The sequence below is a fragment of the Oligoflexus sp. genome, assembly GCF_035638955.1.
In the GTDB taxonomy this organism is placed as follows: Bacteria; Bdellovibrionota_B; Oligoflexia; order Oligoflexales; family Oligoflexaceae; genus Oligoflexus.
Window position 1 is genome coordinate 21766 of record NZ_DASQYZ010000348.1, and the last position, 13117, is coordinate 34882.

Sequence of the window (13117 nt, forward strand, 5' to 3'; positions counted from 1 at the left end):
AATTCATGACGAAAAACGAAGCCAATGCGGAAGGGAACTTCTGGTTGGCAGAAAACGTGCGGCCCAACGAAATGATCGGCAAGCTGCTCGAGCGGGGATTTGTTGTGAACCCGGACCTATCGGATGAGGCCGGTATTACGGCCAAGACACCAGGGCAAAGTGGCATGATTTTAACGGGTTGATGGATCATAGACCAAGCAATATCAGGGGATTAATTTTCGCCGCCTAGTAAAACTATGAAGCAGCCACGGATCCAAACGCCTGTATCTTAAAAAGTAATATCTTATGTTCCCATTTTGCTCCGAAACAGTTGTGTCGAATTCACAAGCGGCAGGGCTGCTTTCGGAGCTTAGACATGATCCTTGTTCCGGGCTATACAATTCAAGACGAGATTTTTGTATCCAATCATTCAAAAATCTATAAGGCCGTGCGTGAAAAAGATCTGAAGCCGGTCGTCATTAAGGTCCTTTCCCAGCCCGAAGCCAACAGTCATGCAAGAGCTGGCTTAAAACGTGAATTTCGACTGCTGAATCTGGTTCAATCGCCTTTCATCATTAAAGCTATCGAGCTCATGGACAGCCCCCAGTTGGTGGCGATCGTGCTCGAGGATTTCGGCGCCATTGATACCAGCCGATCCATGCAAACAAAGCCTTTTACCCTACTGCAGGCGACTCGGATTGCGCTCGCCACGGCCAAGGCTCTCGCCGAACTGCACGAGAAAAAGATCATCCATAAGGATATTACGCCCAGGAACCTCCTGGTTCATCCGACGACGCTTGAAGTTAAAATCATCGACCTGGGTATATCCTCGGAACTGGAGCAGGAAAGTCAGGAGATCTCGACCGACGGTCAGGTCGAGGGCAGCCTGCCTTATATTTCACCGGAACAAACGGGCCGCATCTCCCGCGCCCTCGACTATCGAACCGATTTTTATTCTCTGGGGATAACTTTTTTTGAACTGATCACGGGCAAGCCCATGTTCACCGCCGCCGATCATCTCGGCTATGTGCACTGTCACCTGGCCGAAAAACCGAGGCGGGCGGACCTCTTGAATCCTAAAGTACCGCGCCCCCTTGCTGATATCATTGCCAAACTGGTGACCAAAGATCCGGAAGGTCGTTATCAGAGTTCCTACGCCTTGATATCGGATTTGGAACGCTGCTGCCTGGAGCTTGAAACCATCCAGACGGTAGCTACATTTCCCATCGCGCAAAGCGATATCCCGGAAAAATTCACCCTGACCCAAAAACTTCATGGCCGCGAACAGGAACTCAAGGTCCTCTTCAGCGCTTTTCATAACGCATGCCAGGGCAGCTGCGAACTGCTTTTGGTCAATGGTCGCTCAGGGATTGGCAAGTCGCGCTTTGTCAACGAATTGAAGTCCAGTATCTTTGAAAAGCGTGGTTTCTTCATTCAAGGCAAGTTCGAACAGTTTGCGCGGAATTCAGCATTGAGCACGCTCCCGACCATCCTTACTGGTCTGGCGGAGGATATGGTACGACGCCCGCGCGAAGACTACCGCGTGCTGAAGGATAACCTTGCCAAAGCCCTGGGGGCCAATGGCCAGGTTGTTGTTAATATCGCTCCTGATTTTGCGTCCATTTTGGGCCCACAGCCTGATTTGCAGGAATTGAATACGGAACAGAAGCAAGCGCGTCAGCGGATGACTATGGTGAACCTGTTCCGGACCTGCGCGCAAAGAAATCACCCGCTGGTGATGTTCCTTGATGACCTGCAGTGGGCCGACACGGCCTCGATCAGTCTGATCAGTGACCTGCTCCGATCGAACCAGATCCGGCATCTCGTGATCATCTGTGCCTATCGCGATAATGAGGTTGATCCCAGCCATCCCTTTGCACGCATGATCCAATCCCTGCAGGAAGAGAATTTCAAGCCTGGGTACCTGACCTTGGGTCCGATCGACCAGGATGCCGTGGCCAAGCTGATTGCTGAGGCCGTCCATCGCCCCCAAAACGAAGTCAGGGATCTGGCCCAGATTATCCATACCAAGACCGAGGGTAGCCCCTTCTTTATCAAGGAATACCTCACCGATCTTTTCTATGAAAATTTTATTCTCTTCGATCGTCAGCGCGGAACCTGGGTCTGGGACATCGACAAGATCAGACGGCATCCGGTGCCGGACAACGTTGTCGAGTTCATGATTGAGAAGCTTAAAAAGCTGCCGGAAACCGCGGTCGAAGCCCTGCAAACAGCGGCGTGTCTCGGCAGCGAGTTTGACCTCAAAACATTGGCACGAGTGCTGGATCGGGAAAGTGCTCAGGTTCTCAGGGACCTGGGTCCAGCCATCAAAACCGACCTTATGATCCCCTTGGACCGCAACTACCGCTATCTGTCCGATGCGGAAGGTGGATCCGATTTGAACGCGATGAATGTATCATTGAAATTCCAGCATGACCGAATCCAGCAAGCCTGCCGGGATTCCCTGGATCCTCAGCTGAAGCAAAACGTTCATCTGCGGATTGCCCGCATGATGGCCGCAGCTGATGATTACGCGGATAAATCCGTGGAACTGGCCCGACATTACAGTGAAGCCCTGCATCTGATCACCACCCGCGAGGAACGACATTTCGCTGTCAGGGTTCACCTTAAGGCCTCGATGATCGCGAAAAATGCCGCGTCCTTCCATGCCGCGTTCCATACTGTCAAGGTCGCTGAGACTCTTCTCAAGGATGACAGCTTTGCGACGGCCTACGAACTCAAGAGCGCGACCCTCTTCGAACTCTGCGATCTGGCGTTTTTCATAGGCCAGGCGGATCTGGCTCAGGAATACGGCCGGGAACTCATTGCCAATGTTACCAGCGATCTGGAAAAAATTCGGGTCTTCGATCTTGAGATGACTCATTTTGAAGGCCTCTATATGCATCGCAAGGGCCTAAAAATCTTTGCCGAAGCGAACAAGGTCCTTGGCATCAAGCTCCCCAAAAAACCCAACGACCTCCATATTCTTCTGGAAATCATCAAGGTCAAGTGGGCTCTTCGCAAAAAAACCGATCAGGATCTCATGGCAGGCGAAGCCATCCAGAATCCGCTGCTGCAGTACCAAATACGCTTGCTGATCATCGCCTGCATCTTTCATTACTGGAAAACTGATAAGAATGCCTCGCTCCTGTTTGTCATGAAGGCGCTTCAGCTTTCCCTGCGCCACGGGCTTGCACCCGAGGTATCCTATGTTTACGCAACCTATTCGGTTCTTCTCCACTTTCTGGGGGATCAGGCTGGAGCCAGGAGATTCGGCGAAATCTCTGTGGCCTTGGCGGAACGTTTCGACGATCTTGCCTGGAAATCAAAGACGTATCTACTCTACGAAGGCTTTATCTACTTCTGGCACTTCAACCAAAGTCAAATCCTGGGCGTCATTCAAAAATCCAATGACTACGCCCTGCGATCTGGCAATAAATTTTCCTTTCTGTCTTTCCATCAGCTGGCCAGCTATCCACCGCTGAATCACGTGGACGACTTTATCAATACAGTGGACCAGCATGAGAAGGCCATCAAGGAATCCCAGAGTCCTGACATCATTTTGGGGACCCGCCTGGGGAAAGGCGTCTATTACAATCTGAAGGGTCTCACCGCGGGGCCGGACAACCTTGACTGGGAAGGCTACACCGAAAGCCGGGATCGCAAAAGCTTCTCGTCGGGGGCTTATGATGCGATACCCAGCATTTATAGGGCGAAAATTCTCTATTTCAACGGTCAAATGGCTGAGGCCATGGCTCAGATCCGGTCCTCTTGTGGGAATTTGTCCCTTGTCGGCAATATCGAGGATTTTTGGGCCAACTTTTTGTTCTTCCTGGTCGGCGCCGGCTGCTATCACAGTTTTTCATTCGTCCCGAAGCTGAGCCTCAGATTGAAAATGCACGCCATCGCGAGGAAAATGCAGAAATGGGCCCGACACAATCCAGCCAACTTCCACTATGCGGTCCTGCTCTTTAACGCCGAGTACGCGCGGCTGCACCGTAAACCTTTTATCGATACGCTGAGACTCTATGATGCGGCCGTCGCGGAGGCCCGCAGCTACTCCAAGGAAGTGGAATGCATCGCAGTCCTGGCCGCATTCCGCTATATCGTGGCGGAAGGGACCGATAAGCTGCAGGTGATCTATCTGGCCCAGACCTTGAATACCTTCCTCCAGTTTGGAGCCACACGCGTCTTCAGTCTGCTCAAGGACCAGCATCCCGAACTCTATGCCACTGCCCTGGCTCAAGGACTTATTCAGCAGACAGGTTTGCCGTCCGAACCAGGCCTGCCGCACGTGACCGAATCGGTGCTTGTCACGCAAAAAGATCTGACTATGACCACCGCTATGGGTGGCAGGTCGACAGCCATGAGCCTGGACCTGAATACTGTCATGAAAGTCTCGCAGTCGCTTTCTTCAGAAATTAGCGTACGGGGCCTTCTGTCCAGACTCCTTGGATTTTTGGTTGAAAACTCCGGTGCGGAAAAGGTTCTGCTCGTTAGAATCGATGATCATGACAAGCAATTCCACATTCATGCCAAAAAACTCTCCAAAGCCCATGCCGAGGATTTTGATCGCGAACAGGCTCGGAACTCAGTCCACCTTTCTCAGGAAATGCTGGACTCATTTGTCCGCCTGCCCAAAGCGGTTCTTATTCATGACGCGCAGGACGACAAGCACCTTAAGAATGATCCCTATATTAAAGACAATCGGGTGCTGTCGATCCTCTTGACCCCGATCCTGCGCATGGGCCGGCTCGCCGGATTCATTTATCTGGAAAATAATAGCATGCCAGGGGCCTTTAATAGCGAACGGGCCCGTATTGTCGACTTTCTGGCCTCGCAGGCAGCCGTGTCCCTGGAGAACGTGGAACTTTACGAGCAGCTCGAAGAGAAGGTGCGGGAAAAAACCGAGGAAATCAAGCTGATCATGGCCAACATCCAGCAGGGTATCCTGACTGTTCATGCCAGCAAAACCATCGGAGAGCATTATTCGAAATATCTCGAAGATATTTTCGAAACCGAACAGGTCGCTGGCCAGAATATCGTGCAGTTCCTGTTCCATCGCAGTGAACTCAACGCTGATGCAAAATCGCAGTGTGTATCGGTCCTGGAGGCCAGCCTGGGCGAGGACATCCTCAATTATCAGATGAATCAGGCAGGCCTTATCAAAGAACTCACCTTTCAGGGCAGAACGAGCAAAAAAATACTGGCCCTTGAATGGCATCCTGTGGCCGATGAGACCCGCAGGGTGGAAAAGATCCTCGTCAGCATCCGTGATGTGACGGAATTAAGGGCCCTGGAAGGCGAGGCTCGGCTCGGTCGCGAAGAGATGCAGGTCGTCAATGAGATTCTGGCGATCGGGCTTCAGCCATTTGACGATTTTCGCCTGGCTGCCCGACGCTATCTTGAAGCGGTTGAAAAAGTTCTGGCTGAATCCCGTCTGGAAACCCAGGACATCAACCGGGCTTTTATCGCTTATCATACTTTGAAAGGGTCCGCGCGAAGCCTTGGGTTCAAACATCTGGCCCATGAGGTCCATCAAGCTGAAGATTATCTTGCTGAACTTCAACAGGACCTTGTGAAGGTGGATCGGGCGCGCCTCCAGCGTGACCTCCAACTGGTACGTCAGGCTTTGGAGCACTATGAAAATACAGGAAGCCAAAGGCTTGGGCGTAGTCTTGAAGGTAGCTTGACGGCGTCCATGGTCGGTCAGTACCTGCAGGCTCTCGAAGGCATGAAGCCAGATACTCTGGACGAAGTTCGCGAGCAAATTTGGGAAGGTCTGGCCCGGTTCTACTATACACCAGCCGAAAAGCTTTTCGCCGATACCCTGGCAGACGTACCACGTCTGGCCAAGGACCTTGGCAAGGCCGAGCCGATTCTTTCGCTACCGGATTCTGATATCGTTTTTACTCCTGAAGGCTCACGGCTGCTCAAGGATGTGCTGACTCACCTGATGCGCAATGCCCTGGATCATGGTATCGAAACCCCGGATGTCCACGTCCAGGCGGGCAAACCTGAGCACGGCCATCTGATCATTACATTGCAGGACAATGCTGACGATGGTCAGCTCACCCTGCGTTTCCAGGACGATGGCATGGGCTTGAATGTGGAAGCCATCCGGCGCCGGGCCTTGGAAAAATCCCTGATCGCTCGGGACTCGTCACCATCCCTGGAAGCTGTGTGCAACCTTATTTTCCATTCCGGACTGTCGTCACGAGACAAGGTCAGCGACATTTCCGGTCGTGGCGTAGGAATGGATGCTGTGAAGAGCTATCTCGAGGATCAGAAGGCCAGCATTCGCCTGGAATTGCTGGCGCCGAATTCCAAGGGATGCGTGCCCTTTATCGTAGTCATCAGCCTTCCTTCCCATCTGTTCAAGGCCCACCGCTCGACCCATGCTTATCGTCTTGTCAGCTGAGTTTCGTCCCGTCACCGACAGGGAAGGCTCAGCTCCAGATCCATATCGGACTGACTCGCAAAAAAAGTCTTTTTGGCGAGCACACGTTCCTGCGGCAGATAAATGATGCGTCCTTCATAAGTCTGACCATCCTCCAAACGTTCAATAAAAGCAAAGTTGCGCTTCACCGGTTCCACCAATTTGACCAGAATTTTCGGCTGGGTCATGTGAATCAATTCGAAACGCATCTGATTATGAGGGAAACCGACCGTACAGGATGTCGGGTCGGTCACGCGCACGCGCACTTCAACCCTTTTGATACTGCGGGCCACTTCATTTACAATGCCAACCGAACCGGAAGGTGTAAAAGGCGTCGACACAACAGGAACAGGAAGCACATCATCCTTATGTCGCGTAAAACATCCACTGCTGATCAGTAAACTGGCAACGACCAGTCTGAAAATAAGGCTCTTCATTCGATACTCCTCGTCATGGGCCATCTCCGCCGCTCACTCCGTAATCTTACACAGGTCATTCCCGGCTTGTCAGCGTCTGTTGGGCGCATTCTTTGAGTAAGATAACTCAACGAATATAATTTGTTTCCTTATCAAACTAAATCGCGGTAGCCTGCTTTCAATTTTCAAAAAGGAGTATGCCGCATGATTACGGCAAGAACCTTGACCATACTGGTCGCTCTTAACTTGAACGCTATGGGACTCTTCCGGTCGACAATGGCCCACAGTGCCCAGCCAGGCCCTGCAGGTGCGGATAACAAATGGATCGAGAGCTACGTGTCGCGACTCAGCCTGGAGGCGAAGGTCGGGCAAATGATTCAGGCGGAAATTCTAAACATCAAAACCGCCATGGGAACGAACCAGCATCCGGTTCGTGATCTTGGCCTGGGTTCTGTGCTGGCTGGAGGCGACTCCATGATTCAGCCCAATACCCAGGACGCCTGGCTGCAGGAGCTGGAAAACCTGCAGGACGAAGCCCGCTCCACGCCCGGGGCTGTGCCGCTGCTGATCGGGGTTGACGCCGTCCATGGCCATGCCCTGGTGCGCGGCGCCACGGTTTTTCCCCATAATATAGGACTTGGTGCCACCCGCGATCCGGAACTCCTGCAAAAAATTGGGGCGGCCGTTGCGCGCGAAGTCCTGGCAACAGGATTCAACTGGACTTTCGCACCTGCTGTTTCCGTCGCTCGTGACCTGCGATGGGGACGGACTTATGAAAGTTTCGGTGAGCATCCCGAGCTGCAAAGGCTTTTGGTCCAGCCTTACATTCGCGGTCTGCAGGAGACTCCGCTCGGACCATGGCGCCTGGCGGCCACGGCCAAGCATTTTCTGGGCGACGGCGGCACCTTGTGGGGAACGGGATATCCCCTGCCAGGCGAGTTCGGGATGGACCGCGGTGATACGCGCGGTGCGCTGAAGGATATTCTTGCCATGCATGGCCTGGGTTTCCAGGAGGCCATCAAGGCAAATGTGGACACGATCATGGTGTCCTATAACAGCGTCAACGGCATCCCCATGCATGCCGAACGTTCGCTCATTATGGATTACCTTAAAAAGCCGGCGAGCCAAGGCGGGCTCGGATTCGAAGGTCTCGTCGTGTCCGACTGGAATGCCATTGATGAACTGCGGACGCCAGGCATCACCGATCCTCTGAAACGCTATCAAAATCAGCTTATCCAGGCCGTACAAGCGGGCGTTGATATGGTTATGGTGCATGACCAACTGTGGCTCAACTCTAAGCAGAAGGATTCGCAGTTCCGTTATGCTCGCGCTCATCAACTGCTGGTGGAAGCCGTGCAGGATGGACGCCTGCCCCGACAACGGATCGACGATGCCGTCGCGCGCATTATCAAGGTGAAAGTACGGGCAGGTTTATTGGACCAAAGTCCTGACCAGGAGCCTCTCGGTTTGGTCGATAAAAAATTCTTTGGCCACTCCAACCATCGGGAGCTGGCGCGCGAAGCCGTGCGTAAATCCCTCGTCCTGCTTAAAAACGAAGCTCAAACCCTGCCGATCACGGCCGCAAAGTACAAAACACTCTGCGTCGCGGGTTCCAAAGCGGACAACTTTGGTATTCAGGCTGGAGCCTGGACCACGGGTTGGCAAGGAACGCTGGATAATGCCTCCAAAACACCCGGCTCCAAAACAATCCTCGATGGGCTGCGGGATCAAGCTCGTGAGAAAGGTCTGTCCTTGATCCACGCGTCGGATGGCAAATTTTCTGACGCAGCCTGTTCATCCAAATCAAGTCTGCGCCTGGTGGTCGTTGGCGAAAAACCCTATGCCGAATTCCAAGGTGATCGGCGTAACTTAAGTCTGCCTCAAGAGGACCTGGCCTTATTACACCGCGTCCGGTCCATCGAGGGTCCGATGGTGGTTGTGCTTCTGTCAGGACGGCCTCTTGTGATCACCAAGGAATTACCCCAATGGCAAGCCCTGGTCGCGGCCTGGCTCCCCGGGAGTCAGGGTGAAGGCGTGGCGGACGTCCTTTTCGGTGACTACAGTTTTACCGGCAAGCTATCGCAAACATGGCCGGCAAGCATGGATCAGTTGCCATTTGGTGATCGCAACAAAGGGCTTTTTCGCTACGGCTTCGGCCTTCGCTCGGAGTAAATCATGGGTTTGAATATTTTCGGTTACGGAATGACCTGCGTCCTGGCGTTCGGCAGCGCGATCACGGCTCAGGGTCAGCACTATGATCCAGGCGCGAAATGGCAACTTGTCTGGCAGGATGAGTTCGAGAGTTCGCGCCTGGATCCAACGAAGTGGTCTTATGATTTGGGCCAGGGTCAATGGGGCTGGGGGAATAACGAATGGCAGACCTATACCAACAGTTCTGACAATCTGTGGCTGGAAAATGGCCTTCTGAATATCCGTGCCATCCGAAATTTCACGGGTAATGGCGGCTATACATCGGCTCGCATCAACACGAAAGACAAACAGCAATTTCTCTTTGGCAAGATTGCAGCACGAATGAAACTGCCCAGGGGACGCGCGGTCTGGCCGGCTTTCTGGATGATGGGAAATGTCTCGGACCTCGATCCCTGGCCGCTATCCGGCGAGATCGACATTGTGGAAATGCGTGGCGGTCACGCCTCCGAGTTTAAGAATGGCGATGGCGGTGATCAGAAGATTTATGGCAGCCTTCACTACTTTCATTCCCAGGCCAACGGTCATGTGGGCTGGGGTGAGGGGGCCAGTCTTGACCGACCGTTCGCGGACGATTTTCATATTTTTGAAGTCGAGTGGTACGATACCCATATCGTTTATAAACTCGATGGTCGGACTTATGCTCTGGCACAATTCAATGGCACGACTGAGATGCATGAATTTCGTGCCTGGCCTTATTACCTGCTGTTTCAAGTGGCTGTGGGCAGTCCCGCCACACTTTTTACAGGCAATCTAATGCCGGATGACTCGGTCTTTCCCCAGACGATGCAGGTGGATTGGGTTCGGGTTTATCAGACGGACGAAATGCTTAAGAAAGTCGACAAACCTTATACCCCCGGGGGCATCACGTATAACGTCTCCAGCGAAAGCCTGAGCAGTCAAGGGCAGCCGGCTGAGACTGGGATGCGTTTGGACGCCTGGAATAAAAACGGCTTTACGATCACATCCGATGCAGGAGCAGCGGAAGGCAGCGAATCCATCGCCTTGCGGAGCGATGGATCCCAAGGATGGTTCGGCGTGGGTTATACACCCGGAAGCAAGGTTAACCTGGGTGGCTATCGTTTTATGACCGTATCACTTAAAACAACTTCGCAGGCAGCGTTCAAAATCGGATCGAACCATTCCTATGGCTCGTGGGTCTATTTCATTCCTGGCACCGAACCTTATGGATTCAAACGGGATGGCCAGTGGCATACGCTGCGCATTCCAAGGAGTGATTTCCTGCAGCCGGATTATGATTGGGGACACGTGGACTATCCCTTCGCGCTGGTGGCGTCCGGCTTGAAAGGTCCTACGGAAATTTCGATCGATAATATCTACTTCGATAATAAGTCCAACAATCCTGATGATTATCTCTTGATACCAAAAGCCACGGAATATTACTTCGAGGGTGACGACAAGCTGGGCGCCGTCGACGAGCTCAAGGGCGAAATGCGTTCACAGATTTGGACGTTCCATGGATTTGAAGCGTCCAAGGTGGCCAGCAACTGTCTCCGTGGCAGGGAATGCTATCATCTTGTGGCCGATGGATCAGGGTATTGGTTCGGATTTGCCTATGCTGGAACGGATCTTACCAAACTCCTCGACTACAAGACGCTCGAATTTTCAGCCCGTACACGCTCTCAGGGCAAGCTCAAAGTGGGTATGGTCGATGACAAGAGCCAGGAGTTCTGGTTCAACCTTCAGGATTCCCCTTATGCCCTGCCCCGTGATGGCCAGTGGCACACGGTGAGTCTGCCTCTCAGTGGATTCACGGGGGTGAACACCAAGGCGCTTAAGACCGTGTTCGCTTTGGTTGGAGAGGAAGCCGTGCGCTATGAGGTTGATTTGGATGCGGTGAAGCTCAAAAAGTGAAAAGATACCAAAGGGAAGCCTGCAAGAGCCCGATTTCCTCCTTTCAAGATCGCCCCAAAGCGCCGATATCCAAGAGAGCGCTTTGGCAAAGGAAACGGGCTTTTGAGGTTTATCTTACTTATTTTGATCGGCACTATGGTCTGCTTGCAGCAGGTTATCGCAGCCCCGTCACTAAGCCAGCAGCAACAGATCAACCGAGTCATCCGCCTGGTTTACGACGAACCGCTTGAAGCGGTACGCGTGGGCCAGGAACTCGTGCGTGAGATGACATCCGAAAAGGATCCTGAGTCCTTTGTTATCATTGCCGCCGCCATTGCGGAAGCAGCCGGTATGTATGGTGATGCCAAGGAAATGACCCGATGGGTGGAAGTGGCCTTGCCTCTCGCGGAGTCGCGTTCCATGCTCCGGGAGCGGATTATTCTCAATAGCATGAAAGCTGTGGCCTTCGAATTCGAAGGCGACTTCCAAAATGCTGAAAAACAGCATAAATATTCTCTCGATGAAGCCAGGAAAGGCCAAAATCCGCAGTACGAGGTCATTGCTGCGGTTTACATGGCGTTTTTCTATACCAGAGCCCAGGATAATAAGGAATTTGCGTTACTGGTCGACCGAACGATTCCGCTCTTTAAAACATTGCCGCACGATGCCCTCTACCATATTTTCCTGGCGATCGTCGGCATGGCCTATGACAATGCGGTTTTTGATCGAATCGATGACAGCATTCGTCTTTTGCGCGAGGCTGTCGGGTACTTTGAAGGGCAATCCCTCAAATTCCTCGGTTACACCTTTACGCACTCCTTGGCCATCACGATGCTGAAAAGGGATCCTGAAGAGGCTCTTCGCATCTTGAATGCCGGAGCTGCCAAAAATCCAATCTTCCAGGTCCCCGAACATAAAGCTTATGCTGATGATCTCAGGGGCAAAATTTATTTCGCTCTCAAAGACTACCCCAAAGCCATCGATTTCTACAGTAAGGCGACGCAGTACTGGAACACCAAACAGACGAATGTCAATTTCCGCCAAAAAGTGCAAATCGATATTGTAAGAAGCTATGTCGAGCTTGGACAGTATGACAAAGCCTGGGAAGAATTGCAGACGGTCGGCCAGATCGAAAGCAATAAAGTTCACTTTCATTATATGTACCACAGCACCAAAGCTGTAATTATGCAGGGGCTGGGACGCATCCAAGAGGAAAATGAGGCGCTTCGGTTGGCCCTCAAGTATTATAAGGCCTATTTGGATGAGCACAGCGCCGAGATTACCAAAACCGCCGAAGCTCAACTGAACCTCAAAAGGCTCGAAGACAGCAGGAAACTGCTCGAAGCTGAAAACAAAGCGCAAACTGCCGAATTGGACCAAGCCAGGAAGACTCAAAAAATTTCTCTGATCATTCTTTTTCTGGTGATCTGTTTTCTCATGTTGGCTCTTCACTCCATCAAAAAGAGTCGTGAAGTACGCATAAAAAAGCAGGAACTTCAAGACATCCTCGATACAATTGAAGAAGGCATCCTGCAAATTGGCAAAGACCTCTGCATTCATCCCGACTATTCCCGCTATGCCGAGCAACTTCTCGGCGGTGAGCCCCTCCTCGGGCGCAATCTGATGGACGTCCTTTTTGGTGAAGATACCAGTTCGCGTGAAACCAGAAGCATCGTCGAGCAAAGCCTTGGTTTTAGCATCGGTGAAGCAGGCGAATCCTGGGACTTCAACTCGGGACACCTGCCAGACCAGATCAATAGGCAAGGCCGTACCCTCTCGCTGTTTTGGCAACCGTTACGGGACAAGGCCAACACGATCGTCATTGTCATTCTTTCCATTCGTGACATCACAAAGCAGGTTGAACTCGAGCAGAAGATCAACGCTGAGAAAAGTTTGCAGGAAGCCTTTGATCAGAAGCTGGCCGAAATAAAAAAGGTCGATGTCGAGCGCGCCTGTCACTTTCTGATCCAACATCGTGATCGGATGAGTTCCCTCGTTGATTATGAAGCAGCCGGTACGCCTGCCTGGCGAACGGAGCTTCACACTCTGAAAGGTGAAGCCAGGACTCTGGGCCTCACCTCACTGAGCAGCTGCATTCACGAGCTTGAGAGTTGCCTCGGGCATCAGGATCAAAATTCGAGAGACAGCTTCGCAAGGCACATCCAGGCCATCGCGTCGACGATGCAGCAGTTTCAAACCGTGATTGATAAATTTTTCACGC

6 protein-coding genes are annotated in these 13117 nt (G+C 52.4%); 5 read left to right on the top strand and 1 reads right to left on the bottom strand.

Annotated features, from left to right (window positions below):
- Window positions 1–5: 5 nt before the first annotated feature.
- Together VE954_RS31045 and VE954_RS31050 are read left to right on the top strand one after the other, a co-directional pair.
- The gene (locus VE954_RS31045) at window positions 6–182 is read left to right on the top strand and encodes a hypothetical protein (RefSeq protein WP_324960311.1); all 177 of its coding nucleotides are present in this window, start codon (window positions 6–8) and stop codon (window positions 180–182) included.
- A 173-nt stretch (window positions 183–355) separates the two neighbouring features.
- Complete coding sequence (locus VE954_RS31050) at window positions 356–6400, top strand: protein kinase domain-containing protein (RefSeq protein ID WP_324960313.1); 6045 nt, start codon at window positions 356–358, stop codon at window positions 6398–6400.
- An 11-nt stretch (window positions 6401–6411) separates the two neighbouring features.
- Here the strand turns inward: VE954_RS31050 and VE954_RS31055 are convergent, their stop codons facing one another.
- On the bottom strand, window positions 6412–6855 hold the full coding sequence (locus VE954_RS31055) for a hypothetical protein (protein ID WP_324960315.1): 444 nt from the start codon (window positions 6853–6855) through the stop codon (window positions 6412–6414).
- Between the two features lie 183 nt (window positions 6856–7038).
- On the opposite strand from VE954_RS31055, the gene VE954_RS31060 reads away from it, so the two are divergent.
- The 3 genes from VE954_RS31060 to VE954_RS31070 form a co-directional block, all read left to right on the top strand.
- Window positions 7039–9006, top strand: a complete 1968-nt coding sequence (locus tag VE954_RS31060) for a glycoside hydrolase family 3 protein (protein WP_324960318.1) — start codon at window positions 7039–7041, stop codon at window positions 9004–9006.
- A 3-nt stretch (window positions 9007–9009) separates the two neighbouring features.
- Window positions 9010–10917 (top strand): family 16 glycosylhydrolase, encoded by a 1908-nt coding sequence (locus VE954_RS31065; protein ID WP_324960319.1) that lies wholly within the window; start codon window positions 9010–9012, stop codon window positions 10915–10917.
- Window positions 10918–11019: 102 nt separating this feature from the next.
- The coding region (locus VE954_RS31070; RefSeq protein ID WP_324960322.1) for an Hpt domain-containing protein at window positions 11020–13117 on the top strand (2098 nt) is incomplete at its 3' end.

Excerpts from the sequence above, each read along its gene's own strand:
- VE954_RS31045 (WP_324960311.1), top strand. The coding sequence starts at position 6 with ATGACGAAAAACGAAGCCAATGCGGAAGGGAACTTCTGGTTGGCAGAA.
- VE954_RS31065 (WP_324960319.1), top strand. The coding sequence starts at position 9,010 with ATGGGTTTGAATATTTTCGGTTACGGAATGACCTGCGTCCTGGCGTTC.
- VE954_RS31060 (WP_324960318.1), top strand. The coding sequence starts at position 7,039 with ATGATTACGGCAAGAACCTTGACCATACTGGTCGCTCTTAACTTGAAC.
- VE954_RS31050 (WP_324960313.1), top strand. The coding sequence starts at position 356 with ATGATCCTTGTTCCGGGCTATACAATTCAAGACGAGATTTTTGTATCC.
- VE954_RS31055 (WP_324960315.1), bottom strand. The coding sequence starts at position 6,855 with ATGAAGAGCCTTATTTTCAGACTGGTCGTTGCCAGTTTACTGATCAGC.